The following is a 25,936-nucleotide window of genomic DNA, read 5'->3' as shown; positions in this document are numbered from 1 at the left end:
CGCCATATCACCACGATTACCCTCTTTCAATCAAGGGGTTACCCGCCCATTATGCTTGCCGTCTGGATCGCCTCGATCAGCGCGGCCCGGTTGATGCGAGGGCGCTCGCCATCGAGCAGTTGCTGCCACAGCGCAATGGCCTGGCTGTAGCGGCCATGCAGGAAGTGATTGGAGGCGAGCAGCATCAGGGCGCTCACTTCCCCCGCGTCCTGCTTGAGGGCGCTCTCCAGCAGGCGGGTTGCCTCGGGAGTCAGCTGCTGGCCCGCCTGATAGTAGAGCACAGTGGCTTGGGCGGCTTGAGTCGCCGCGCTGGCTCCCCCCTCCAGCAGGGCAATACGCTGATAGGCGAGCAGGGCGTTGTCATATTCGCCGCGATAGAGATAGAGCTGTCCCAGCGCCGCCCAGCTGTCGAGATCGGCGGGGTTGCGTTGAAGCTTCTGATGCAGACTCCCCAGCTCTTTGTCTTGCAGATCCCGCGGGCTCAACCCCGCCAGCGGATCGGGACGGGATTGATACGCCTGCCACGCCTGATAACGGCAGCTGGAGCGGAGAGGTCGGCTTTGAGGTGAGACCAGTCAACGATCCGGCCCAGCTCTCGGTGCACAGCGTCACGGGGAGCGAGGATGGCACGGTCAACCTTGCCGGATTTGGCGCAACCCTTATCGACAATGATGGCTCGGAGCAGAGCGTCGCGCTGCAGATCAAGGGGGTACCGGATGGCTTCACCCTGTCGGCTCCGGCGGTCAACAATGGTGGCGGCGTCTGGCAGATCCCGGTGGGGACCGATTTCTCCAAGCTGACCCTGATCCCGCCAGCTGATTTCAGCGGCACCGTGGAGCTGTCGCTGAGCGCCTTTACCCTCGACAAGGGGCTCACCATTCCGCTCGAAACCAGTGGCAGCTTTACCGTCACCGTCAATCCGGTGGGGGATGCCCTTATCGCTGACATTCAGGGTCAGGCGAGCGGTACCGAAGGGGATGTGATTACTCTGGATCTGGGGCTGGAGACCCGGGATAACCAGCCAACCGGCGGCAGTGCGGGTAATGTGCATGAGAACAAGCCCGAGCAGGTGCGGGTCACCATCGAAGGGGTGCCTGATGGCGCCGAGATCCGCTTGCCAAATGGCGTGGCGGGGACGGTTGTTGATCTGGGTGGCGGTCGCTGGCAGGTCACTACTGAGGGCGGCAAGCTGGGTGCTGTCGAGCTGGTGACCAATGATGCCAACGGTGCACTGGATCTCAAGATCACTGCCCAGAGCCTCGACAACGGCGCCCTTGGCCCCGAGGTCAATGGCACCATCCATGTGGATGTAAGCCCGGTCAACGATGCGCCAATCAACGTAATGCCAACAACCCCTCAGGTCGCGCAGGAAGATCAGCCTTTTGTCATCCACGGTTTGCAGGTGAAAGATGTGGATGCGGGCAACAGCCCCATCAAGGTCACCCTGTCGGTGGAGCATGGCACCCTGACGCTGCCTGCTGGCAGCGGCGTGACGGTAGTCGGCAACGGCACCGGTTCGCTGGTGCTGACCGGCACGCTGGCCGATCTCAATGCCTTGCTCTCTGGTGGGGTGACCTATCAGGGCAACAGTGATTTCTACGGCAATGACGCCTTGACCATGGTCACCAACGATCAGGGGAGCACGGGTAGTGGCGGGGCACTCAGCGATACCGATGTGCTGCCCATCGAGGTGCAGCCGGTCAATGATGCCCCGGTCAATCAGCTGCCTGGCAGCATGACGGTGAAGGAAGATGGCTCCCTGTCGCTCTCCGGCGTCAGCGTGAAGGATGTGGATGCAGGCAGTGCGCCTGTCTCCATGGTGCTGCGGGTCGAGCATGGTGTACTGACCTTGCTGGGTGCAACCGGTGCCGTGATGGTGCAGGGGGCGGGTACCAGCGAGATCACCCTGGTGGGGTCGCTGGCCGATCTCAACCAGTTGCTGGCAAGTCACCTGCACTATGAACCGGCCAAAGATTTCTGGGGAGAAGATACCCTTACCGTCACTACCTCCGATCAGGGCAACACTGGTGCGGGTGGTCCGCTGAGCGACACCGATCAGGTGACAATCACGGTCACTCCCGAGCCGGATATGCCGGGTCTGACGGTGGATCAGCATGCGTTCCATGCCTTGCAGGGGGCCGTTATCCCCCTTGGCATCAATGCCAGCGTGGTCAATCCGGCTACCGGTGAACTCTCCATCCGCATCAGCGGCCTGAATGGGGCACAAGTGCAGGATGAGCATGGTCAGAGTGTCGGTCATGCCGATAGCAATGGCGACTGGTTGATCCCGGCCGATCACTCGGTTCCGCTCTACTTCAGCGGTTTTGGCGACGGTGACCATGTGCTGGGGATCAGTGCCGAGTCGAGTGTCGGCGGCTCAACCGTCAGCACGCCCCTTGAGACCATTACGGTGCACGGCCAGAGTGGTCATGAGCTGGTCGGTTCCGATCAGGGGGATTGGCTGTTTGGTTCCTCCGGCGATGACCGTCTGCTGGGGGGGCATGGCAACGACATCCTCACCGGCGGGGCTGGCAGCGATCTCTTCGTTTGGCAGCACGGGGACGAGGGGAGTCAGGGGCAGCCCGCCATCGATACCATCACTGACTTCCATCCGGAGCAAGGGGACAAGATCGATCTGGCTGATATGCTGCAAGGGGTCACTGGCAATGGTGTCGATGATCTGCTCAAGGATCTCTCAGCCTCGGTGACCACGGGGAGCAATGGCCTGAGCGATGTGAATCTCTCGGTTTCCCCCGCGGGTGATGGCCAGATAACCCAACAGATCACCCTGAAGGATGTGGACCTGACCAGCTGGAATCTCACCAGCACCTCGTCCCACGATATCCTGCAGAGCATGCTGGAAGATCAACATAGCCTGATCATCCAGCACCCCTGATAGCGTGCGTGAAGCGTAAAAAAGAAGAGCCGGCAATTGCCGGCTCTTTGTTTATCTCTGCGTGGATTGTTTTTATGCGGCCGCAAGGGCCGGGAGGATTCAGGCCAACGCCTGGGCCAGCAGGTGGATCGGATGTTCACAGCGGAAGCTGGTGCTCATCTCGATCTGCCATTTGCAGGTCTCGCAGTCGGTGATCACCAGATCGGGGGAGAGGCGGTTGATTTGATCAAATAGCCCCTCGCCGATGGTCTGGCTGGTCTGGTAGTTCTCCGACTTGAAGCCGTAGGTGCCGGCGATACCACAACACTGGGACTCCAGCACCGTCACCTTGACCCCGGGAATGGCGCGCAGCAATTCGAGGGTGTAGATGACGCCCCCCATCTTCTCCATGTGGCAGGGGGTGTGGTAGGCGATGTGCAGATTGAGCGGCTTCATCGCTGGTTTGTTGCCCTTGTAGAACTCGTTCCACAGGAAGCGGGTCACCAGCGAGATGCGATCCCGCACCTTGTGGTTGTCCTGCTCCAGCAGGTGGGGATATTCATCGCGCAGGGTAAAGCCGCAGGTGGAGGAGGTGGCCAGCAGCGGCATCTCGTTGCCCAGCAGGGAGTTCTCCATCTGCTTGATATTAAAGGCTGCCTGCTGCTTGGCCTTGTCCATGAAGCCGTTGGCAATGAGCGGCACGCCGCAGCACTTCTCTCGCTCCAGCAGCTGCACGCCTATGTTCATGGCGTTGAGCACCTGCACCAGCTCCTTGCCAAGCTGTGGGTGGTTGTAGTTGACATAGCAGCCGTGGAAGTATGCGATTTGGCGCTTATAACTGGCCTGGGTCGCCTTCTGCTTTTTGTACCAGCCGCGGAAGGTGCCCTGGGAGTATTTGGGCAGATCGCGGTGGGAGGAGACCCCCAGCGCCTTGTCCAGCACCATTTTCATTGGCTTGAGGCCGGTGGTGAAGTTGACCACCGGGGCCATCAGGGTAGACATGCTGCCCATCAGATCGGTGTGGGAGAGCACGAACTCGCGGATCCCCGGTTTGAAACCGCTGTACTGGTGCTTGGCCTTGGCGATGATATCGCCGATGCGCACCCCGCTCGGGCAGGCTACTTCGCAGCGTTTGCAGTTGGTGCAGTGCTTGAGGGCGCTATCGAACAGCTCGGGGCTCTTGATCCGCAGCCGCTCCCCATCCGGGCCCGCCTGTTTCGGGCCGGGGTAGGCGGGGTTGGCCTTGGCCACCGGACAGTAGGCGGTACAGACGGTGCATTTGATGCACTGATCGAAAGTTTGGTTGGCGTGATCCAGTAGCATGTCAGTTCTCCTCCCGGCGATGATGAAGATACGGGATATGGGACGTAGTAATCATTGGGCCGCGCCCAGAATATGGCCGGCAGCCTGCCAGCCGGTGGCAACGGCAACGCCGGAGCCGGAACCTTCACGAATTGGGTCGTAATGGGCCAAGACACTGCCCGCGCCATAGAGGTTGGTGAGCGGCTTGCCGCCACGCAGTACCCGCAGCTTGTCGTCGGTCTTGACCCCGAAGCCCATGAAAGGGTGGTGATCGAACAGGCGACGACCGGCCCAGGCATCACGCTCCTCCAGACTCAGCACATCGGCATCGAAGATGGGCTCGCGAATGCCGCGCAGACGGGATTCCAGCCCGCGGCTGAAGAAGCTGCCGGAGGCAAGCACGAAGTTGTCCGCCTCGAACAGCTGATCATCGCCATTCTGGGTATGTACGCCGACCACCCGGTCACCGTCGTAACGAGCGCCCAGCACCCGCTCGCTGGTGAGGAAGGTGCCGCCAAGGGCCATAAAGCGGCGCTTGAGCGCCTCCTGCATCCGCATCCCGATCAGTGATGGCGGCATGGTGGCCACCTCCTTGATGGTGCAGCCGGTACGCTGCTCCAGCTCCGTCAGACGCGGGCCTACCAGCCCCAGAGACAGGCAGGCGGGCAGCACGATATGGCGGCAGCCGGGTACGCCGCTCTCCTGCACCATGCGGCTGATCTCGCGGGCCAGATCGGCCACCAGATGATGCTTGTCACAGAGGCGCGCGATGTCGGCTGAGCGAAACTCGTGGGGATTGCGGCTGAATTCGGCCAGCTGGGGCAGGCGGATTTCGCCGGTCAGAATGCGGCAGTGGGCAAAGCGCGGATGGGTCGCCAGATTGGCGGCCGCCAGTGCCGGATGAAAGTCGCGAAAGCCCTCGAGGGTGGCCAGCAGCAGTACATCCGGGATCGGCGCATCGGTCACGCAGGCACAGGTATCGGGGGAGAGCCAGGTACGCTTGAGGGTGCCGATGGGGGTCAGGCGCTGGTGATTGGTGTCGTGGCGCACTAGCGGCAATCCCTGTTCGGCGCAGTGGCGCTGCAGATCGGCCAGGCTCGCTTCGATATTCTGCATTCCCACCTTGCTGTAGGGGTGATCCGGATGGGCGGCCATAAAAGCGGGCAGGGCAGCGCGGGGATCTCCCTCGCTTTCGAGCAGATCGACCGAGCCGGAGGAGAAGTGCAGGGCACTCTGGCCGGATGCCATCAGCAGGGTCTTCTTGCCTGCCTCCACCAGCCGCAGGGCAGCCGAGAGTCCCGCCATGCCACCGCCGATAACGATATTGTCAAACTTCATGACGGCTCTCCTTGTGAGTGGTCTCGCTGGTTGAGCCGCGTGGGGTATCGGCAATCAGCTGCGGCGCCGTCCATTCCCCCAGGCCAAACAGCCCTTCGTAGATCCAGTAGGTAAACTCGGCCTCGCGCAGGGCATCGCCCCACAATACTGGGCGGGTTCCCTTGTAACGCTCCTCGAGGAACTGACGCAGCATGACGCAGGCCTGACGGCCATCCGCCTTGCCATACTCCTGCATCAGACCGGCGGCGCGGTAGGCGCACAGCTCGCCCTGACAGGGCCCCATCCCCAGACGGGTGCGGCGGCGCAGATCGATGAGGTTGTCCACATCCAGCTCGCGCAGGGCGTATTCGATTTCACCCGCGGTGACCATTTCGCACTCGCAGATCAGGGCGTTGGCCTTGGGATTGTCACGGAAGAAGGCGATGACCCGCTCGCCGTGGCGGTACTGGGCGGAGCCTTCGACCGGCACCGAGAGACCGGTAGCGGAGACCTTTTCCGGATCCCGTGAGCCGGGCAGGCTCAGCTCGGCGGTCTGGCAGGGTTTGCTGTTGCCGAGTTTCTTGGCCAGCAGATCGGTGGCCCACTCCGCCATCAGGCGGTAGGTCATCAGCTTGCCGCCGGTGATGGTGTTGAAGCCCTTGAGGCCGTCACGCTCGGCGTGATCCAGCAGCACGATGCCGCGACTGATGTTGCGGCCGGTGTCGTCACCGTCCACCGCTACCAGCGGGCGCACCCCGGCGTAGGCGCGCAGCAGGCGGGTGCGAGCCATGATGGGAGCGAGCTTGATACCTTCGCGCAGCAACACTTCGACCTCTTCGGGTTCGACGGTGAGCTGGTCAATCTTGTTGTAATCGATGCGACTGGAGGTGGTGCCGATGAGGGAGATGGTATCGCCCGGCACCAGAATGTCCGCATCCGCCGGTTTGCGGGCGCGGTTGAGCACCAGCTGGTTGATGCGGTAATCCATGATGAGCAGGGAGCCCTTGGCCGGGAACATGCGGATGCCGAGATCGGCGTATTCGCAAATTTGCTGGCCCCAGATGCCGGCGGCGTTGATCACCTCCTGACACTCCACCTCGAACGCTTCGCCGGTGCGGGTATTGATCGCCTTGACCCCGTGTACCCGATCCTGCGTGCGCAGCAGCCCTAGCACCTTGCTGTGGGTGAAGATGCGCGCGCCGTGCTCTTTGGCGTCCAGCACGTTGGCAGCGGCAAGGCGGAACGGGTCGACCGTCCCATCCGGCACATGGATGGCGCCGATCATCGCCGGGTTGGCGTTGGGCTCCATGCGCAGGGCTTCACCGGGATCGAGCTGGCGGGTTTCGATACCGGCCAGGGCGCAGGCATCCATAAAGGTGGTTTGGAAATTGATGTCATCTTCCGGCAGGGTGAGGAAGAGGCCGCCAGTGTCCTCGACACAGTGGCTGGCGATCCGCTTGAGGATGCGGTTTTCCTGGATGCATTCGCGGGCGGACTCCTGATCCGTCACCGCGTAGCGGGCACCGGAGTGGAGCAGGCCGTGGTTGCGGCCGGTGGTGCCGGCGGCGATATCATCGCGTTCGAGCAGGATGCAGTCGATGCCGCGCAGTGCGCAATCGCGCATGATGCCGGCCCCTGTGGCACCGCCGCCTATGATGACGACTTGTGTAGTTATTCTTTTCATTGTTGCCCGTCTCATCTCTTCCAGATGAGGCCAGTGTGGCCTACTTCTGAGTGGAAATGTTTGATATGGGCCAAATTTGCGCTCGCAAACGCTCATTTTCTCGCGCGTTAATGAGCATTATGTGACATTTATCACGCTTGTTATCGCATCGGTTTGTGGGCTGGTGGCGAATAACAGGCAAAAAAAAGGGGCATCGGATGCCCCTTGTCACTGTTTGACGAGTCTGGTGGGTGTGTGATGCGTCAGCCGCAGCACTTCTTGTGCTTTTTGCCGCTGCCACAGGGGCAGGGAGCGTTGCGGCCGGTTTTGAGGGGGGCCGGATCCTGCTCTCCCTCGGTGTAGACCCAGCGCCCCTGATAACGCACGAAGCGGGAACGCTCATGGAGGCAGTGACGCTCATCCCCCTCCAGAAACCAGGCTTTGAACTCCACCATTCCGGTTTCATCCTCCGTGCCGCCCTGGCTGGAGATGATCTCGAGACCATCCCAGCGGGTGTCGATGCGTGAAAGCTCTTCGGCGGTGAGACCGCCAAGGTGGGCCGGGTGCCAGCTATGGACCAGATACTCCCCCAGACCGAGCACAAAAGCGCTGTAGCGCGAGCGCATCAGCTGCTCCGGGGTGTCAGCCACTGCGCCACTGTGACGTGAGCCACAGCACAATTCGAGAGAAAGGGTTGAGCCGCAAGGACAAAGATTCATGATTTTCACGTTCTGGCCGATTTGTTTAAGGGAATTGTAACGAAAGCTGGGCTCGTCCTGCCAGCACCTATACTGATGAGTAAGCAAGGAATTCCAATAAAAACAGCTGCAAGGATGTGAAAGATGACGCTAAAGCAGAAAATCCTGTTACTGGGTGCAGTCCCCGTGCTGTTGATGGCCCTGGTGGTCAATCTCAGTAACTACATGGTCTCCAAGAGTGATCTGGAGTTTGATCTGGTGGTGGCGAGGGAAAATGCCATCAAGGAGCGTAAAGCGCTGCTCAGCAGTTACATCATGATGGCCAAAACTGCCGTCGATGCCGTGTATTCCCTGCCGGATTCACCGGAAAATCGTCAAAAGGTCAAAGAGTTGCTCAGGCCGCTGCGTTACAGCAGTGACGGCTACTTCTTTGTCTATGACTTCGAGGGCAACACCATACTGCTGCCGGTGCGTACCGAGCTGGAGGGGAAAAACCGCTGGAACGACAAGGATGCCAAGGGCAAATTGCTGATCCAGGAGATCCTTAAATCGGCCCGTCAGGGGGATGGTTTTACCGAATACTGGACGGCCAAGCCCTCCATCGGGCGCGATGCTCCCAAACTGGCCTTTACTCTGGTGCTGGACAAATACCAGTGGGCCATTGGCACCGGTTTTTATATCGATGATATCGACAACGAGCTTGCGGCCTTGCGGGCAGAGCGCGAGAGCAATATGCATGCCTCGTTGCAGAGCAGTGTGCTGGTGATCCTGCTGATCTTGGGTATCACTCTGGCGGCGACCATCATTGTGGGCAACCGGGTTACCAAGCCGCTGGCGGATGCGGTGCTGGCATTGAACGATATCGCCAACGGCGACGGGGATCTGACTCAGCGCCTCAAGGTGCAAAGCGAGGACGAGATTGGCCAACTGGCCAGCGCTTTCAACCGCTTTGTCGAGCGGATCCAGTCGGTGGTGAGTCAGGTGGGCGAGACCAGCAACCACCTCTTCAGCGCGGTCGACAAGTTGCACCATCTGAGCGAGCACTATGACCATCAGATGCAGGGTCACAGTCGCGAGACCGATCAGGTGGTCACCGCGGTGACAGAAATGAGCTCCACCGCGCAGGAGGTGGCGGCCAGTGCCTCCAATGCCGCGACGGCAACCAGCGATGCGGCCCGTGAATCGGACGCCGCCCGAGGTGTGGTGAGCGGGGCCATCAACAGTATCAACCGGCTGGTGGGGGAGGTGCATACCGCCTCCGGCGTTATCGAACAGCTGGCGCAAGAGACCGCCAAGATCGGCTCGGTGGTGGAGGTCATTCGCGGCATTGCCGAGCAGACCAACCTGCTGGCGCTGAACGCCGCCATTGAGGCGGCCCGTGCCGGTGAGCAGGGACGCGGCTTTGCGGTGGTAGCGGACGAAGTGCGTTCGCTGGCCGGTCGTACCCAACAGAGCACCAAGGAGATCAACGAGATGCTGCAACGTCTGCAGGGCGGGGTGAAGCAGGCGGTGGAGGTGATGCAGGCGAGCGAGGATCGCAGCCAGGAGACGGTGCAGGAGGCGAGCCATATCGCCAGCTCCCTCGATAGCATGGTGATGGCGGTCAGTACCATCAACGACATGAACATCCAGATCGCCACCGCCGCCGAGGAGCAGCACGCGGTATCGGAGGAGATCAACAAGAACCTGGTGGCCATTCAGCAGATTGTCAGCGAGTTGACCAGCGCGGCGGTGGAGTCCAACAGCACCACCCGCGATCTGGCCAACACCGGCGACAAATTGCGCAAACTGGTGTCGCAATTCCGTTATTGATCTTGTAATGGTCCGTGACGGCAACCACAAGATGCGGCCTGACCCCCGGTTCAGGCCGCACTTTATTTGGGGATTGACCAATAATGTGTGAAAATTGCCAGCCTCTTTTTTTCAGCCTTTGCCCCATATCCTATGAATGAGATCGTGAAAGGTAGTATCGATTTGATCCGGCAGCTCAACTACGGCCTGGTCTATGCCAGCCTGGAAGAGCACAAGGAGCTGTCGCGCACCGATCTCTCCCGCCTGACCGGCCTATCGCCTGCCAGTATCACCAAGATCACCAGGGAACTGCTCGATGGGGGTCTGGTGGTCACCTGTGGTGAAAGTTCGGTGGGGCGCGGCCGTCGTCAGACCTTGCTGCGCATTAACGAGCGCCGCTTCCAGTTTCTCTCCATGCGTCTTGGCCGTGGCTACGTGGATATGGCGTTGTTTGATTTCTCCGGTCGCTCGCTGGCCCGCCAGCGCCACCTCTTTACCGAGGAGGAGCGCGCCGATCTGCTGGGCAGTCTGGTGCACGCCATCAAGGTGTTTTTGCCGAGAAAGTCCCTCAGTCTGGCCTGTATCGCCCTCTGCCTGCCGGGTCAGGTAGAGCGCCACTCCGGCATGGTCAAGCACTTCCCCTTCTACGATCTGCGCAACTGGCCCCTTGGCCCGACTCTGCAACAGGCGTTCTCGGTACCTGTGCTGGTGAGCGGTGACGTGCGCACCTGGATCCAGGCCGAGCGGGAGTGGGGGGCCGCCAAAAATTGCGCCGATGCGGTGCTGGTGTTTGTCCACAACGACATCGGGGTTGGCATGGTGGTCAATGGCCAGCTCATCGAGAGCGAGAATGCGTTGCTCGGCGATCTCAGCCATCTGCAGCTCGAGCCCTACGGCCAACGCTGTTACTGCGGTGGCTTTGGCTGTGCCTGCACCCTGGTGACCAATCAGGCGTTGGAGGCGCAATACCGGGATCTGCGCGAGCGGATGCAGGAGCACGACTTGCCCGAGAGCGTCACCATTCGCGAGCTGTGCGAGCTGGCGCTGGCAGGCAACGGCCTCTGTCAGGATATTCTCCATCAAGCGGCGGGTCGCCTCTCCAAGGTGCTCTCCAACCTCATCTGCCTGCTCAATCCGGGCAAGCTGCTGCTCGGGGGGAGATCACCCGTGCCGATCGGCTGCTGTTCCCCATGCTGCACCAGTCGCTGGCCAGCCAGTTGCCCGCCGAATATCTGGTGCGGCTGCAGATTGAATCCACCCACTTCTACGAAGATCCCACCAAGCCCACTTCGGTGCAGGTGCACAAGGCACTGCGCGATGGCAGCCTGTTGCTGGAGCTGCTGCGCAGCTGTCAGGAGTCGTAAGGCAAGAGGAGTTGGCACTGCATCTGGCGAAAGGGGCAGGGATTGCTGTTCCGCCAGCGCGTAACTGGGTACAATCTTGCCCTTTTCCGGCAGTCCCCCTGTTATCGCGCCCTGTGGCGCCATGACATGTTGGCACCGCTGCCGTTCCTGTTTTGACTCCAGTTGTGAACCTAGATGAAGCCTGTTCCTGATCACGCCGTCAACCGCCTGCGGGCCTGGCGCAAGAGTATCTCTACCCGACCGTTTCTTGCCCGTGGCGGCTCCCTGGCCCGCTGTCCGGCCTGTCAGCTGCGCGAGGATTGGTGTGCCTGCGAGTGGCGCCCCGAGCTCAAAGCGGAGGCCGGTTTCTGCCTGCTGATGTATGACAGCGAGCCGATGAAGCCCTCCAACACCGGTCGCCTGATCGCCGATGTGTTGCCGGATACCACCTGGGCGTTTCTCTGGTCGCGCACCCAACCCCATCCCGAGCTGCTGGCCCTGCTGGCCGATCCCACCTGGCAGCCCTATGTGGTCTTTCCCGCTTGCGAGAAGGAGCCTGCCCGCCTGACCGGCGAGGTGACGCTGACACCGGGTAAAAAACCGCTCTTTATCCTGCTCGATGGCACCTGGCCGGAGGCGCGCAAGATGTTCAACAAGAGCCCCTACCTGGACGGTTTTCCGGTGCTTGCCATCAAACCCGATGCGCTCTCCACCTACGGCATGCGGGTGGCCAACAGCGAGGAGCACCTCTGCACCGCCGAAGTGGCGGCCTGCGTGCTGGAAGTGGCGGGAGAGCTCAAGGCGGGGCAGGCACTGCAGCACTGGTTCAATCTGTTCAGCAGCCGCTACATGGCCGGTCGGGTCAGCCGTTTCCCCGGTGCCGATGAGGATCATCTCTGTGAGGCGCTGGCGGCCATCAAGGAAGCGAACGTCGCTTCAACGGCTTGCTAACGGGCACTCTGAGGGTTGGGCCAGGGACGTGGCCGCTCAAAGTAATGAAAATCAGGAATCAATTGGCTGCCACTGTTTCGTTAGATTCATGGTCAGTGGCCCGCTAGGATAGCGGACAGCCTGTGCAGCCCCCCGCACAACGTCGTTTTGGTTATATCCGGTTGCTCCTTCGGGCAACCCACTCTCGTGAGGTCTATGGATGGAATTGGAACTGGTTACCCTGTTTGCCCTGTTCGGTGTAGCGCTTGTCGCCGGCTTTATCGATGCCATCGCCGGTGGCGGCGGCCTGTTGACGGTGCCGGCCCTGCTGGCCACCGGCATGCCCCCGGCGCTGGTGCTCGGTACCAACAAGCTGCAGAGCAGTTTTGGCTCCTTCTCCGCCACCTGGTTCTATGCCCGCAAGGGGCTGCTGGAGTGGGCCATGATCTGGCCTGCGGTGATCTGCACTTTTATCGGTGCGGCTATCGGCACGCTGGCGGTGCAGACCATAGACGCCGCCATTCTCGAGCGCCTGCTCCCTTTCCTGCTGATGGCCTTTGCCTGCTACTTCTACTTCTCGCCGCGGGTAAGCGATGCCGAGAGCTCCCGCCGTCTGACTCCCATGCTGTTTGCGCTGCTGGTGGGGGGCGGTGTCGGCTTTTATGACGGCTTCTTCGGGCCGGGCACAGGTTCGTTTTTTGCCATCGGTTTCGTGGCGCTGGCGGGCTTTGGCATGGCGCGCGCCACCGCCCATACCAAGCTGCTCAACTTCACCTCGAATATCGCCTCCCTGCTGTTCTTTGCGCTCGGTGGCAAGGTGGTGTGGAGTGTCGGTTTTTGCATGGCGCTGGGGCAGTTTATCGGCGCCCGCTTTGGCTCCAAGATGGTGCTGAAAAAAGGGGTGAAGCTGATCAAGCCGCTGCTGGTGACCGTCTCCTTGCTGATGTCTGCCAAGCTGGTCTGGAGCCAGTATCCGGAGCTGTTTGCCTGGATCTGATGTGCGCCTTGCTTGCCGCATCGCAATTGTTAACGGGGCCCAAGGGCCCCGTTGTCACATCTGGTGTTTTACAGCGCTAGCTCGGTGTGTCGCTGCGGTGGCTAAAGTGTTGGTGCAGGGCGCTCACCAGCTGGGCAATCCGCTCGCGCTTGAGGCTGCTCTGCCGGTAGACCAGATGGAGGGGACGGCCCAGTCCGGGCAGTGGGTGCGCCATCTCCCCCTGTTCTCCCACCAGCGCCAGCAGGCCTGCGGGGAGCAGCACAGGGCCAATGCTCGCCTTGGCGAGTTCGATGAGCGCAAGATAGGAGTCGAGCTCCATGGCGGGCTCCAGTCCTAAATCAGCCAACGGTTCGCGCAGGTAGCGGTTGGAGGGGTTCTCCAGATCCATGGTGAGGATCTTGCGCCTGCTTTCTACGCTGGCTGGCGGCAGGCTTTGCTGCGCCTCGCCCACCAGATAGAAGGGCTCCTCAAGCAGCAGATCGGCGCCAAGGCCATGGCCGGGCGGGAGCCGACCGGCGCAGATGCCGAGCAGGGCATCACCGCTGCGCACCCGCGCCAGAATGACCGGGGTGTGGTGGGTAGAGAGGGCAAGGTGGGGATCGCGCTCCAGATAGTCGCGCATAAAGTTGGCGAGATAACCGGCCAGCAGGGTTTCGGAGCAGGCGATGGGGAGGGGACTCTGATCCGCCAGATCCTGGCTATCGGCCAGCACTCCTTTCATCTCTGCCAGGCTCGGGGCCACTCGTTCCAGCAGCTCCTTTGCCTGCGGGGTGAGGCGGATCTGGCGCCCCTCCGGCTCAATCAGCTTCTTGCCAAGGCGCAGCTCCAGCTGGGCAATTCGCTTGCTCACCGCCGACTGGCTGATATAGAGGCGACTGGCCACCTTGGCCATGGTCCCTTCGCTTGCCAGCAGGCTCAGCGTCTCCAGCCCTTCCAGTAACATCTCGCCCCCTTGTTTATCGCCATCAGGATCGTCACAGATTGATCAGCGCTACCTTAGGGGCTGACTGGCTCAGGAGCAAGGGTCGTTTGCTGTCTTGGCCGGTCGAATGCGCCACTCGCTTAAGGGCGGCGCGAAGATCACCAGATTGCCGATCAGGCTGATCACCACTCCGGCCACCGAGACCGGCTGCCAGACAAAACCTTCGTAAAAGGTGGAGAGGGTAAGCGCCACCAGCGGAAAGAGCACAGTGGCGTAGGAGGCCTTGCTGGCACCGATGCGCCCCACCAGCGTCAGATAGGCGGTAAAGGCGATCACCGAGCCAAACAGGGCGAGGTAGACCATGGCCGCCAGATAGTGGCCATCGGTCGGCACCACCAGTTGCTGCCCGAGCAATGTGACCCAGCCCAGCAACAGCACCACGCCGTAAACCATGCCCCAGGGCACCAGTTGCAGTACGTGGTAGCCGTGGCGCTGGCCCCGTGCCGAGACCAGATTGCCCAGCGAAAAGCAGAGGGTGCCGCAACAGGCGAGCAGCAGCCCCTTCCAGCCGTTTGCACCGAGTTGCGCATCCGCCAGCACCGGCCAGAACAGTAGCAGGGTGCCAAAGAGCCCCAGCAAGGAGCCTTGCAGCCAACGCAGGGTGGGGCGCTTGTTCTCGAACAGCCAGAGGTTGAGGCCGTTGAAGATGCTGGCACTGGCAAAGATCACTGCCGACATGCCGCTCGGGATATAGCGTGTGGCGTGGTAGAAGCAGAGAAAGTTGGTGGAAAAGAGCAGGGCACCGAGCAGTGCTGCGTAACGCTGGCCGTGCCAGGGGAGGCGCGGAAAGCGGCCGCTGGCGGTGAGCAGTGCAAACAGTGCCACCGCTGCCAGCAGGAAGCGATAGAGCACCGACACCTCGATGGGGATGGGGCCAAGTTGCCAGGCGATGGCAATCCAGGTGCTGCCCCAGATAAGCACGGTGGCAAGATAGAGCATCAGATTCATCACAGTTCCGGTGAGTCAGGGAGAGATGACCCACTATGGGGCGAGCCCTGATGGCTGGATTGCACCATCTTGCGGTTTTTCATCGTCACGCGCTGTCATCTGCGGGCGCGGTCGGTAAGATGGATGGCAGCGGCATAACATGTACACCGGAACAGGCGGCAGGGGCGAATGAAAACAGCAGGGGTATTTGATGCACTGGTCAGCACCGGCGCCCGGCTGGAGGACGCTTGCTGGCTCGAACCCGGGCTTGGCGTCGCCAGTTGGCGCAACTGCTATGACCAGACCCGCTACCACAAGCCGGGCCACCACACCCTGAGCGTCTATCTGCAAGGAGGCGAGCAGACCGAGCGACTCGATGGGCCGGGTGGCCACGGTGGCACCGGCAAGGTGTGCATCATGCCGGATCACCACAGATCCGAGTGGCTGGTGCGCGAAGAGTTTCACTTCTTTCATCTCTACTTCACCCCGGCTCACCTCACCCGTATCGCCGAGGAGGCGTGTGACAAGGAGGGGCGCCACCTGCAACTGGTGGACAAGACCTTTATCGACGATCCGCAGGCGGCCGGACTGGTGCAGCGCCAGTTGATGCAACTGCAGTGGCAGCACGGGGTCGATCGGCTGGCACTTTCCCACGGCGCCTGGATGTTGATCCTCCACGCCTACCGCCACCACACCGAGGAGGCTCCCGGTTTGCCGCCTCTACGCGGCGGGCTGGCGCCCGTGGTGATCAAACGGGTGCAGGAGTATCTGCAGGCCCATCTGGCCGATTCGGTCACGCTGGCAGAGCTGGCGCAGCAGGCGGGGCTGAGCGAGTATCACTTTGCCCGCATGTTCGGTCAGAGTCTCGGCTGCCCGCCCCATCGTTATCTGCTTGGGCTGCGGCTCAAACGGGCCAAGCAGCTGTTGGCTGGCCCCGAGCCGCTGGCCAGTATCGCCAGTCAGTGTGGCTTCTCTTCCCAGGCTCATTTCGGTAATCGTTTTCGCGAGGCGTTTGGTTTGACGCCGGGGCAGTGGCGGGCGCAATTGTCATCTTCCCGTCACAGATAACCCTGAGACTTTGGGCAAAAGAGGTGTACTCTCTACCACTTATCCATTGAAAGGAATGCCCATTGAATTATCGCAAACGTCAAATCCGTACCCGTCATCTCTGGTTCAGCCACTGGAATGCCCCGCAAGATCGCACCGCTGTTGTTACCCCTCCCGAACCTGCAGTGCCTCACAGTTCACGTTGAAAAAGCACCGCCTGCGATAGGATTTTTCCGGTAACTTTGCCACTATTGCCCCATCACAATGATGTGGACATGGCTGGATGTTTCTGGAACGTATTGAAGTCAAAGGTTTTCGCGGTATAAATCGCCTGTCGCTCGGGCTCGATCAGACAACGGTGCTGATCGGTGAGAATACCTGGGGCAAATCAAGCCTGCTGCGCGCCCTCTGGTGTCTGCTGGGGCAGGATGCCGAGCCCTATCAGTTCACCGCCGAGGATTTTCACCAACCGGAAGATCCCGAATTGGCCCCGGCGCGCCACCTGCAACTGGTGCTCACCTTCAGTGAGCACAGACCCCAGATGTGTCAGCACTCCCGTCGGCTGGCCCGTCTTTGCCCCTCCTGGGTGCTGCACAAGGACAAATTCCACCGCATTCACTATCGCGCCAGCGCCGAGCTGCAGGCGGATGGCTCTGTGCTCACCATTCACGACTTTCTCGACGGGGTAGGCAAGAGCTTGCCCATCGCCAATACCCACGAGCTGGTCTGCATGCTCATCACCATGAACCCGGTGTTCCGGCTGCGGGACGCCCGTACCGCTCGCAACGGGGTGGAGACATTGCAGTGGGGAGATCTCTCCGAGCATCGCCTGAGCGAGCTGGCGGACAAGCTGATCGACGAACCCCAGCGGATCGGCGAGCCGGAGCTCAAAGAGGCGTTGCAGGCGGTGCGCCAGCTGATGGATCACTACTTCAACGCTCTGGCCCCCATCAAGAACAAGCCGCGCAGTCAGCGTGACATCATCAATCGCCCAATGACATTGCGCAATCCGGGCAACCTTCATACCCTGCTGCGCCGCGCCGATAACCGTGCGCTGCAGCTGGCGATGGCGGGGATGGCGGCTACCCTGCTGCAAGCGCGTGGCAACCGGGAGCTGGAGGAGGGGGCCCGTCCCATCATGATCCTGGAGGACCCGGAGAGCCGGCTGCACCCGACCATGCTGGCGCTGGCGTGGGGGCTGCTGGAACAACTACCGGGCCAGAAGCTGCTCACCACCAACTCGGGGGACTTGCTCTCTTCCCTGCCGCTCAATCAGGTGCGGCGGCTGGTGCGCCGTCAGCAGGATATCCTCTGTCACCAGCTAGGGGGCGAGCGTTACAGCAGCGACGATCTGCGCAAGATCGCCTTCCATGTGCGGATCAACCGCCCCATGTCGCTGTTTGCCCGTTGCTGGCTGCTGGTGGAGGGGGAGACCGAGATCTGGCTGCTCTCCGAGCTGGCCCAGATCTGCGGTTACAGTCTGCGGGCCGAAGGGGTGCGGATCATCGAGTTTGCCCAGTGCGGCCAGTCGCCGCTCATCAAGGTGGCGCGAGATTTTGGCATCGAGTGGCACCTGCTGACCGATGGCGACGAGGCGGGGCTCAAGTATGCCACCTCGGCCCGGGGCCAGCTCAAGGGAGAGCGGGAGCGGGACCGACTGACCCAGCTCCCTGCCGCCGACATCGAGCACTACCTCTATCACAACGGTTTTGAAGCTGTGTTTCGCCGCGAAGCCGGGGTGGGCGGGCGCGCCATGTGGAGCGCCAGTCACATCATCAATAAGGCTATTCATCACCGCAGCAAGCCGGGAATGGCGCTGGCGGTGGTGGAAGAGGCGGAGCGGCTCGGCGCCGAGCATATTCCGCCGGTGATCCGCCAGATGTTTGCCCGGGTGGTGGCGCTGGCCCGCGGTCAGGGCTAAAGCCAGCGCCGTATCCCGTCCCTATGGACATGGCTGCCAGCAGGGCACCCTTCAAGGTGGGCCCTGCTGGCGCAAATTGCCCCGGATTGTTTGCCCGCGATTGGGGATAGCCGCCGGTTTGGGTATACTCGCCCCTCTCTGGCGCCCCCGGTGGCGCACCTCGAATCTTTACTGCTGGAGGCGTCGTGTTCGTCCAACTCCCTTTTTGGCTCTTTCCTCTCACCGGATTGATGGCGCTTGGTGCGCTGATCGCCCTCGGTATCGTGCTGTGGCGCGGTGATATCTGCCCCGGCCAGCGCTCGCGCATCAGTCAGCAGCTTTTCTCCATCTGGGTCATTACTGCGCTCTCCCTGATGCTGGCGGTCGAGGCCAAGGCGGCCAGCTGGCTCATCTGGAGTGGTGGGGCCGCACTGGTGCTCGGGGTTGGCTTGTCACTGGCCCAGTCACGGCTGGAGGGCAAGCGTTCAGTCCCCTCGACACTGCTCTGGCTACCGGCGTTGCCGCTCGCTCTCTATGGCATCGGGCTGCTGCAACTGCAGGGCTGGGTGAGCGGTCTGCTGCAGATGGCGATGCTGGGGGCGGCCTTTGCCCACCTGATGCTGCTGCGGGCCCGTCATCGTCTCAAGGCATTCAACACCCTGTTGCCGCTGGCCGGTCTGGTGGGGGCGATGGCCAGCCTTGTCTGGCTGGCAGTGCTGGTGGGCTGGCAAGGGGGTGAGGCCAATCTCGATGCCCTGATCCCGGCGGTGGTGACCCAGGCAGCGCTGCTGGTGGCCTCTCTGCTGCTCTGGTTCAGCCCGCTCTACCTGCAGCGTGATACCGCGCCTGTGGTGGTCTCTACCTCCCTGTGTGGCCTGCTGATCGCCCAGATTGCCGCTACCAGTGTGTTGCACCAGCTGATCTGACACTGGCGCTGAAAAGAGAAAGCCCCGAGCCAACACTCGGGGCTTTTGTATATCTGGCTTGCAGGAATCGCAGCAATCAAGCAGCAGCTATCGATCAATAGAAGTCGTCGGCCCCGCAGATAAAGAGGCAACTGCTGCGCGGCTGGGCCAGATATTCCCGGGTCAATCCCTCCAGCGGCATGCCGAAGGTGCAGATATCTTGCGGCGAGGGGAGGGCGGTATCGAGGATCCGCCGCCAGTAGCCGCCGACCCCCTTGGGGGGGCTCGGCAGGTTGAAGGTGAGGGGCTCCCAGTAGGCGTTGAACAGCACATAGAGCGCCAGCTTGGTTTCGCTCGACAGCGCCGACATGGCGATGGCGTGGGAGTGGGGGCTGAAATCCGGTTGCCCGGCGTTGACCCCGTGCCAGCAGATCTCGCTGTGGCGCAGGATCTCGGTGAGTGACAGCGGCATGCTCTCCTGTTCCGGGCGCTGAAACAGGTGTTTGCGGTACTGGATCAGCTCCTTCATAAAGCGGAACATCTCCTGACTGCGGGCATTGGGCAGCCAGTTCATCCAGCAGGTAGCATTGTCCTGGCAGTAGCCGTTGTTGTTGCCCCGCTGGGTGCGCAGCAGCTCGTCTCCCATCAGCAGCATGGGGGATCCCACCGAGAGCAGGGTCGCCACCATCATGTTTTTGGCCTGGCGCATCCGCAGGGCGTTGATCTGGGGATCTTCCGTTACCCCTTCATGGCCGTGGTTCCAGCTGAAGTTGTGATCGCAGCCGTCACGGTTCTCCTCCCCGTTGGCCTCGTTGTGCTTGCTGTTGTAACTGGCCCAGTCCCACAGGGTAAAACCGTCGTGGCAGGTAACGAAGTTGATGCTTTTCTCGGGATCGGCGTGGTGATAGTGGTAGATGTCGGGGCTGCCGCACAGCCGCTCGACAAAGGCGGTGACGCTGTTGTCATCCCCGCGCAGGAAGCGGCGCACATCATCCCGGAACTGGCCGTTCCACTCACGCCAGCGGGCGCCGGCCAGTGACCCCACCTGATAGAGCCCCCCCGCGTCCCAGGCTTCGGCAATCAGCTTGATGTCGGCGATGTTGGGGTCGGTATCTATAGTGCGCAGGGTCGGCGCATTGGCCTGCGGCTGACCCGACTCGTCCCGCGACAGAATGGCCGCCAGATCGAAGCGGAAGCCATCGACGTGCATCTCCTGACGCCAGAAGTGGAGGCTGTCCATGATCATCCGCAGCACCACCGGATGGGCGCCATTGAAGGTGTTGCCGCAGCCCGAATAGTTGGTGTCCTTCTGGTTGTTGTCGAGGATGTAGTAGGCCTCGTTGTCGATGCCGCGAAACGAGAAGGTGGGGCCATCATCTCCCCCTTCGGCGGTGTGGTTGTAAACCACGTCCAGGATCACCTCGATATTGGCCTTGTGCAGCGCCTTGACCATGTCGCGAAACTCGGTCAGCGGATCATCGCCGCAGGCGTATTGGGCGTGGGGGGCGAAAAAGGACATGGGGCTGTAACCCCAGTAGTTGGAGAGTCCTTTGGGCGCATCCTGAGGATCGAACTGGAACACCGGCAGCAGCTCGACGGCGGTGACACCGAGAGATTGCAGATAGGGGATCTTCTCAATCAGCCCGAGATAGGTGCCACGCAGCGCCGGATCGACCCCGGAGCTCGGAGACTTGGTAAAGCCCCCCAGATGCAGCTCGTAGATCACCGAGCGGGAGAGGGAGTGAGCGGGCAGTTTGTCTCCTTCCCAGTCGTAGTGGCGAGTATCGACCACCTTGTTCTTGGCGCAACAAGCCAGATTGCTGCCTGGACGGGCAGCCGCCCATCGATCGTAATTGGCGCCAAGCTCGATGCTGCGGCCGTAAGGGTCGAGCAACACCTTCTCGGCATCGAAGCGGGTGCCGCCATATGGGCGCCACGGGCCCTGAATGCGATAGGCGTAACGTTGCCCGACCGAGATCCCCTCCACATGGATATGCCAGTAGTAGGCGGTGCGGTTTAGGCGCGGGGAGAGGGGGATCACCTCGGGGGTCGCATCGTCTGCGCTTGCGAAGAGCAGTAGTTCGACCCGGCTGGCGAGGCGTGCCCAGATCGCGAAGTTGACGCCGTTACTGTCGGGTGTGGCCCCCAACTGACGGCAGTGACCGGCGGAGATGCGCATATTCTACCTACCCAAAATGAGGAGTGTTCACCTTATTGAGTGTAGTGCCGGATGCCTGGCAAGGACTCGATTGCCTGAAAAAACAGCATGATGCTGCTAATGACCGCACTATTTGTCCGATTAATCTACGAATAAACTTTTTTTGAGATATTTACTTGCAATCTGTGCGCTGGCGCCTATTATTGGCGACCTCAGACGCGGGGTGGAGCAGCCCGGTAGCTCGTCGGGCTCATAACCCGAAGGTCGTCAGTTCAAATCTGGCCCCCGCAACCATCTGAGATCCTGACCAGTCAAGCCGGTGTAACCGGTTGGTGGAAAAGGAGAAATCGAACTGGCTACTGCTCGGCCACTTCGAGAAAAATTCGGACGCGGGGTGGAGCAGCTCGGTAGCTCGTCGGGCTCATAACCCGAAGGTCGTCGGTTCAAATCCGGCCCCCGCAACCAACTCTTTCGTCAGCTTGCGATTGTGTAAACAGTCGAAAGCAGACAAACGCCACCAAGCTACTGCTCGGCTTGAGAGTGACAATTCGGACGCGGGGTGGAGCAGCTCGGTAGCTCGTCGGGCTCATAACCCGAAGGTCGTCGGTTCAAATCCGGCCCCCGCAACCAACTTTTCGTCAGCTTGCGATTGTGTAAAGAGTCGAAAGCAGACAAACGCCACCAAGCCACTGCTCGGCTTGAGGGTGACAATTCGGACGCGGGGTGGAGCAGCTCGGTAGCTCGTCGGGCTCATAACCCGAAGGTCGTCGGTTCAAATCCGGCCCCCGCAACCAACTTTTCGTCAGCTTGCGATTGTGTAAACAGTCGAAAGCAGACAAACGCCACCAAGCCACTGCTCGGCTTGAGGGTGACAATTCGGACGCGGGGTGGAGCAGCTCGGTAGCTCGTCGGGCTCATAACCCGAAGGTCGTCGGTTCAAATCCGGCCCCCGCAACCAACTTTTCGTCAGCTTGCGATTGTGTAAACAGTCGAAAGCAGACAAACGCCACCAAGCTACTGCTCGGCTTGAGGGCGACAATTCGGACGCGGGGTGGAGCAGCTCGGTAGCTCGTCGGGCTCATAACCCGAAGGTCGTCGGTTCAAATCCGGCCCCCGCAACCAACTTTTCGTCAGCCTGCGATTGTGTAAACAGTCGAAAGCAGACAAACGCCATCAAGCTACTGCTCGGCTTGAGGGTGACAATTCGGACGCGGGGTGGAGCAGCTCGGTAGCTCGTCGGGCTCATAACCCGAAGGTCGTCGGTTCAAATCCGGCCCCCGCAACCAACTTTCTGTACGTTCCCTTCCTGCATTGCCAATCATTGAACAATCCTTCTTGATGCTCGTCACCATCTGGTGATTGCTGCTATTTCTGACGCTTTTTCAAGACCAAAACTGGTCGTATCAACCATTTGTTGGGTATCATCAGGTATCTCTTCATGGATGAGGCACGCGCCTGTGATCACTCCCTTCACCTATCTTCCTCCTGCTATTGAAAGCCGGGATGCCACGCTGGCCGAAGCCCTTGCCCAAGGGCTGCCGTTGCAACTGCTGCTGATCGCCGAAGAGCAGAAGGAGTCCTTGCTTTCGCTGCCCGCTCTTGCGGGTCTCCAGACCCAGCTTGCGCTGGGGAAAAAAGCGCCCTTTACCCTGATGCATGGCAATACCCTGTTGCAGGTGATGTTTGTGGCCGGCAGTGTGACGCGGGATCACAGCCTCTATAAACAGATCAGAGGCTGGATTGCTCCTCTTTCTGGGCTTAATGTGGAGCGGCTCGGGCTGCATCTGGAAGGTTTTTCCCCCTCCGAGCGAGTGATGCTGGCCGAAGTGATGTTGTCGGCCCTGCTTGCCGCCAATATTTCGTTGCCCACCAGCAAGCGCCGCAGTGAAAGCAGCTGGAGCTATCAGCAGATCAAGGTTTCACCCGCGGTGGTGCTGGACTTGGCGCGCCTTTACAGCGAAGCGGGGGGTAACGGGTTGGCTCGCCATCTGGCGGTGTTGCCTGCCTCCGAGCTGACGGCCGCCAGCTATCGCGAGTTTGTCAGCAAGCTGGCGCAAGATGAGGGGTGGCAGTGCCATCACTATGATCAGGCGCAACTGGCCGAGCTGGGGGCGGGGGCGTTTCTGGCCGTTGCTCGTGGCTCGGAAGACAATCAGGGGGCCATGGTCAAGCTCAGCTACTACCCACCCAAGCCGGTGCGCCGCATTGCGTTGGTGGGCAAGGGGATCTGCCACGACTCTGGCGGTTACAACCTCAAGGTCTCCGGCAGCATGTATGGCATGCATCTGGACATGGGGGGCAGCGCGGTGGCGCTGGGGGCCCTCTACGCCATCAGCCAAGCTCAGCTACCCTACGAGGTACACTGCTGGCTGGCCATTGCCGAGAACCATATCGGCCCTCACGCCTATCGTCCTGGCGAGGTGGTGACTGCCATCAATGGCACCTCCATCGAGGTGGTCGATACCGATGCCGAAGGGCGAATGGTATTGGCCGACACCTTGGCAATGGCGGTGCAGGATACCCCGGATCTGCTGCTTGATTACGCAACCCTGACCGGGGCCTGCAAACGGGCGCTGGGTAGCCGCTACAGCGGCGTTTTTACCAATCGCAGCGAATGGATGACATCGCTGGTCAATCTGGGTCAGCGCAGCGGTGAACGAGTCTGGCCCTTCCCGCTTGATGACGATTACGACGACAACATCGAGAGCGAGTGGGCCGATCTGTTGCAATGTGCGCCGGGCAGTTCGCCGGATCACATTGATGCGGCCCGTTTCCTCGCCCACTTCGTGCCAGAGCAGACCCCCTGGCTGCACTTCGACCTGAGCGGTTTTCGCAACAAGGGGGGCAATGGGGTAGTCTCCAGCGAAGTGACCGGCTTTGGCGTGCGCCTCACGCTGGATCTGCTGGCCAGCCCGCTTGGCAGAGTTGGTCGCCAAGCCTCTGAACAATCTGAATGATAACAAGGAGTTCTGTGAAACAACCAAGCTATGACTGGGTGCTGTTCGATTTGGATGAAACCCTGCTCGATTTTCCGGTCGCCTCTGCGCTGACGCACACCCTGCAGATCTATGGCGTACAGGCTGATGACGCCAGCATGGCGCAGTACCACGCCCTCAACCACGGGCTCTGGCAGCAGTACAACGACGGCGAGATCGATGCAACGGCGTTGCAGCAGACCCGCTTCTCCCTCTTTGCCCAGCAGGTTTCCGCCGATCCCATGGCGATGAACAACACCTTTCTGGAGCAAATCATTGCCCTTAGCATGCCTCTCGAAGGGGTGCTCGAGACCCTGCAGCAGCTGCGCAGCAAGGTGCGGATGGGGATCATCACCAATGGTTTCAGCGTGCCTCAGCGGGGGCGGCTCGGCAAACTGGGCTGGAGCGAGTGGTTCGAGCCGCTGGTGATCTCCGACGAGATCCGGGTGACCAAGCCGGCGCCAGCTATTTTCCAGCACACCCTCTCCCTGATGGGGCAGCCGGATCCTGCGCGGGTGCTGATGGTGGGGGATAATCCGAAAACCGATATTGCCGGGGCGGCGGCGCAGGGGCTGGCAACCTGCTGGTACAACCCGGCGCGGCAAGCGGGCGAGTGCGATGCCACACACGAAATCCACCACTTCGCCCACCTTGCCGACATTGTGCTGGGACGCTGATAGCCAGGTTTAACCATCACGTTATCGGTGACCAAAACGTCCTGGCAAGTTGCAACCAGGGTTGTTTGAGACAGGATTGGGTTTGCTTGAGACAGTAAGGGGAGCTGATGCTCCCCTTACTTATGAGTGTTTTCCTGTGAATGCAGGGATCTGAACTGGTAGCGATCGAGGATCTGCTGATAGTCGGGGCTCTGTTTCAATTGATCGATAGCCTGATTGATCCGCTGCAGTTGCGCCTCTGTGGTGCTCTCTTTGCTAAGCATCAGGTGAACCGGTGTCTGTTCGATATGCAACAGAATATACAGCTTGTCCTGCACGCCATCCTTACCCTGCCACTCCTGCAGTCCGTGGGGATCCAGAATAAACCCCTGGATCCGTCCCCCTTGCAGCATTTTCAGCAGCTGATCCAGCCGCAGGCGCATCTGCAGACGGGGCTGCAGCTCGGGCCTTGCCATCAACTGGCGGAAGGTATTGCCGTAATCAAAGCCCTTGAGCACCCCGATATGGAAGTCGGGGGTGTTGATCAACTGCTCGAGGGTGGTGATCCCGCGCCAGCGATCGGCATCTTGCCGACGGATGACGATGGCAGTCTCCTCTTCCCGATAGGGGTGGCTGAAGCGGGCATATTGCTGCCGCTCGGTGGTGATATTGGCTGACATGGCCAGTTGAACCGTGCCGAATTTCAGCTCGTGCAGCACGCGAGCCCAGGGCATTTCACTGAATTTGGCCTGATAACCGGCCCGCAGGAAGATGGCGTTGAGCAGCTCCACATCCAGTCCGCGGAGCTGTTGCTGTTCATTGCGATAACTGAAGGGCTGCCAGTCGACCCAGCCCACGACCAATGACTCCTGTGCCGTAGCCTGGCAACACAAACACCATAACAACAAGAGTCTGTACACAACGCATACCCTCGAACAGGCTGATACGGTTGAGTATTGGACAGGAACGACGGAGTAACCAGTGCTGAGGGGTGAGTGGATGCACAGATGTGCATCCCTCACAGTTCGTGGGCGTGGAATCCCTTGCGATAACGGGTTTCACAGCGCGGGCAGCGTTGCAGGGTCGGATCCTGTTCCAGCTGTTCGATGGAAAGCGGCTCTTCACAATCGGAGCAGAGGCCATAGAGGCCAAGATCCATTTGGCAGAGTGCCGCATCGATCCGCTTGAGGCGGGCCACGCTCTGCTCTACCTTCGGCAGATCCAGCCGGCTGGTCAGTTCTACCAGTTGATCCTGCTCGCAGTGACCGACCTGCTCGGCCCACTCGTCACGGCGGCAGGCTTTAAGCTGACCGATCAGCGTTTCTCTTACTTGGGCCCAGTCTGACAGCAGGCGATTACGCCAGACAGTCAACTGTGCTTGCGTCATTTCACACACATTATCCCCCACAGGACAGACGACAGATTCGGGGCAGTATAGGGATCCGATAACTCTATCAAGATGATATGCGT

General features: G+C 60.8%; 17 protein-coding genes, 7 tRNA genes and 3 pseudogenes. 17 read left to right on the top strand and 10 right to left on the bottom strand.

From position 1 onward, the window contains the following. Window positions 1-38: 38 nt before the first annotated feature. A pseudogene (locus ACTG2S_RS12940) lies at window positions 39-536 on the bottom strand (TPR domain-containing protein); the annotation flags it as partial. Here ACTG2S_RS12940 and ACTG2S_RS12935 point away from each other — a divergent pair. After that, window positions 530-2,896: pseudogene (locus tag ACTG2S_RS12935) on the top strand (type I secretion C-terminal target domain-containing protein); the annotation flags it as partial. The pseudogenes ACTG2S_RS12940 and ACTG2S_RS12935 sit on opposite strands and share 7 nt — an antisense overlap. 99 nt (window positions 2,897-2,995) lie before the next feature. On the opposite strand, the gene glpC reads toward ACTG2S_RS12935, so the two are convergent. The 4 genes from glpC to ACTG2S_RS12915 form a co-directional block, all read right to left on the bottom strand. Next, on the bottom strand, window positions 2,996-4,198 hold the full coding sequence (gene glpC / locus ACTG2S_RS12930) for an anaerobic glycerol-3-phosphate dehydrogenase subunit GlpC (protein ID WP_106843833.1): 1,203 nt from the start codon (window positions 4,196-4,198) through the stop codon (window positions 2,996-2,998). A gap of 51 nt (window positions 4,199-4,249) precedes the next feature. Continuing rightward, a complete protein-coding gene (gene glpB / locus ACTG2S_RS12925; protein ID WP_274160470.1) occupies window positions 4,250-5,515 on the bottom strand; it encodes a glycerol-3-phosphate dehydrogenase subunit GlpB in 1,266 nt (421 codons plus the stop codon). Continuing rightward, window positions 5,505-7,178, bottom strand: coding sequence for an anaerobic glycerol-3-phosphate dehydrogenase subunit A (gene glpA / locus ACTG2S_RS12920; protein WP_274160469.1), 1,674 nt, complete (start codon window positions 7,176-7,178; stop codon window positions 5,505-5,507). The genes glpB and glpA overlap by 11 nt, the downstream gene beginning before the upstream one ends. Window positions 7,179-7,420: 242 nt before the next feature. Beyond that, window positions 7,421-7,876 (bottom strand): YchJ family protein, encoded by a 456-nt coding sequence (locus ACTG2S_RS12915; protein ID WP_274160468.1) that lies wholly within the window; start codon window positions 7,874-7,876, stop codon window positions 7,421-7,423. 123 nt (window positions 7,877-7,999) lie between these two features. Here ACTG2S_RS12915 and ACTG2S_RS12910 point away from each other — a divergent pair, with 123 nt between their 5' ends. The 4 genes and pseudogenes from ACTG2S_RS12910 (at window position 8,000) to ACTG2S_RS12895 (ending at window position 12,916) form a co-directional block, all read left to right on the top strand. Then, window positions 8,000-9,667, top strand: coding sequence for a methyl-accepting chemotaxis protein (locus ACTG2S_RS12910; RefSeq protein ID WP_274160467.1), 1,668 nt, complete (start codon window positions 8,000-8,002; stop codon window positions 9,665-9,667). A 132-nt stretch (window positions 9,668-9,799) separates the two neighbouring features. Further along, window positions 9,800-11,010: pseudogene (locus ACTG2S_RS12905) on the top strand (ROK family protein). A gap of 174 nt (window positions 11,011-11,184) precedes the next feature. Beyond that, window positions 11,185-11,940 (top strand): tRNA-uridine aminocarboxypropyltransferase, encoded by a 756-nt coding sequence (locus ACTG2S_RS12900; protein WP_274160466.1) that lies wholly within the window; start codon window positions 11,185-11,187, stop codon window positions 11,938-11,940. Between the two features lie 199 nt (window positions 11,941-12,139). Next, complete coding sequence (locus ACTG2S_RS12895; RefSeq protein ID WP_005333472.1) at window positions 12,140-12,916, top strand: TSUP family transporter; 777 nt, start codon at window positions 12,140-12,142, stop codon at window positions 12,914-12,916. Window positions 12,917-12,992: 76 nt separating this feature from the next. On the opposite strand, the gene ACTG2S_RS12890 is transcribed toward ACTG2S_RS12895, so the two are convergent. Together ACTG2S_RS12890 and ACTG2S_RS12885 are read right to left on the bottom strand one after the other, a co-directional pair. After that, on the bottom strand, window positions 12,993-13,859 hold the full coding sequence (locus ACTG2S_RS12890; RefSeq protein ID WP_274160465.1) for a LysR family transcriptional regulator: 867 nt from the start codon (window positions 13,857-13,859) through the stop codon (window positions 12,993-12,995). A 69-nt stretch (window positions 13,860-13,928) separates the two neighbouring features. Beyond that, complete coding sequence (locus ACTG2S_RS12885) at window positions 13,929-14,846, bottom strand: DMT family transporter (RefSeq protein ID WP_274160464.1); 918 nt, start codon at window positions 14,844-14,846, stop codon at window positions 13,929-13,931. Between the two features lie 168 nt (window positions 14,847-15,014). Here ACTG2S_RS12885 and ACTG2S_RS12880 point away from each other — a divergent pair, with 168 nt between their 5' ends. The 3 genes from ACTG2S_RS12880 to ACTG2S_RS12870 all read left to right on the top strand — a co-directional run bounded on the left by ACTG2S_RS12880 (window position 15,015) and on the right by ACTG2S_RS12870 (window position 18,698). After that, window positions 15,015-15,893, top strand: coding sequence for a helix-turn-helix domain-containing protein (locus ACTG2S_RS12880; protein ID WP_100653632.1), 879 nt, complete (start codon window positions 15,015-15,017; stop codon window positions 15,891-15,893). 262 nt (window positions 15,894-16,155) lie between these two features. Beyond that, entirely contained in the window at window positions 16,156-17,793 is a 1,638-nt protein-coding gene (locus tag ACTG2S_RS12875) for an ATP-dependent endonuclease (RefSeq protein ID WP_005333463.1), read from the top strand. Between the two features lie 185 nt (window positions 17,794-17,978). Next, window positions 17,979-18,698, top strand: a complete 720-nt coding sequence (locus ACTG2S_RS12870; RefSeq protein WP_088868835.1) for a hypothetical protein — start codon at window positions 17,979-17,981, stop codon at window positions 18,696-18,698. Between the two features lie 94 nt (window positions 18,699-18,792). Here the strand turns inward: ACTG2S_RS12870 and glgX are convergent, their stop codons facing one another. Beyond that, window positions 18,793-20,856: a glycogen debranching protein GlgX gene (glgX, locus tag ACTG2S_RS12865; RefSeq protein WP_058058466.1), complete on the bottom strand. Its 2,064-nt coding sequence runs from the start codon at window positions 20,854-20,856 to the stop codon at window positions 18,793-18,795. A gap of 196 nt (window positions 20,857-21,052) precedes the next feature. Here glgX and ACTG2S_RS12860 point away from each other — a divergent pair. From ACTG2S_RS12860 to yjjG, 9 genes are all read left to right on the top strand, one after another. Next, window positions 21,053-21,129, top strand: a tRNA-Met gene (locus tag ACTG2S_RS12860). A gap of 94 nt (window positions 21,130-21,223) precedes the next feature. Then, window positions 21,224-21,300 (top strand) — tRNA-Met (locus tag ACTG2S_RS12855). Window positions 21,301-21,388: 88 nt separating this feature from the next. Then, a tRNA-Met gene (locus tag ACTG2S_RS12850) sits at window positions 21,389-21,465 on the top strand. 87 nt (window positions 21,466-21,552) lie between these two features. Then, window positions 21,553-21,629, top strand: a tRNA-Met gene (locus ACTG2S_RS12845). Window positions 21,630-21,716: 87 nt separating this feature from the next. Then, window positions 21,717-21,793, top strand: a tRNA-Met gene (locus tag ACTG2S_RS12840). 87 nt (window positions 21,794-21,880) lie between these two features. Continuing rightward, window positions 21,881-21,957, top strand: a tRNA-Met gene (locus ACTG2S_RS12835). An 87-nt stretch (window positions 21,958-22,044) separates the two neighbouring features. Then, window positions 22,045-22,121 (top strand) — tRNA-Met (locus ACTG2S_RS12830). Window positions 22,122-22,292: 171 nt separating this feature from the next. Further along, window positions 22,293-23,792, top strand: coding sequence for a M17 family metallopeptidase (locus ACTG2S_RS12825; RefSeq protein ID WP_439983253.1), 1,500 nt, complete (start codon window positions 22,293-22,295; stop codon window positions 23,790-23,792). Window positions 23,793-23,806: 14 nt separating this feature from the next. Next, a complete protein-coding gene (yjjG, locus tag ACTG2S_RS12820) occupies window positions 23,807-24,487 on the top strand; it encodes a pyrimidine 5'-nucleotidase (RefSeq protein WP_421323128.1) in 681 nt (226 codons plus the stop codon). Between the two features lie 116 nt (window positions 24,488-24,603). On the opposite strand, the gene ACTG2S_RS12815 is transcribed toward yjjG, so the two are convergent. Together ACTG2S_RS12815 and ACTG2S_RS12810 are read right to left on the bottom strand one after the other, a co-directional pair. Continuing rightward, on the bottom strand, window positions 24,604-25,323 hold the full coding sequence (locus tag ACTG2S_RS12815) for a substrate-binding periplasmic protein (RefSeq protein WP_421323127.1): 720 nt from the start codon (window positions 25,321-25,323) through the stop codon (window positions 24,604-24,606). 161 nt (window positions 25,324-25,484) lie between these two features. After that, window positions 25,485-25,853 carry a TraR/DksA family transcriptional regulator gene (locus ACTG2S_RS12810; RefSeq protein WP_005333451.1) on the bottom strand — a complete coding sequence of 123 codons (369 nt, stop codon included), beginning with the start codon at window positions 25,851-25,853 and terminating at the stop codon, window positions 25,485-25,487. Window positions 25,854-25,936: the final 83 nt, after the last annotated feature.

The sequence above is a fragment of the Aeromonas sp. 82P genome, from assembly GCF_051919365.1.
Classification (GTDB): domain Bacteria; phylum Pseudomonadota; class Gammaproteobacteria; order Enterobacterales; family Aeromonadaceae; genus Aeromonas; species Aeromonas veronii.
The sequence above is the reverse complement of the archived record's forward strand: the minus strand, read 5'-3'. Positions and strand labels throughout refer to the sequence as shown.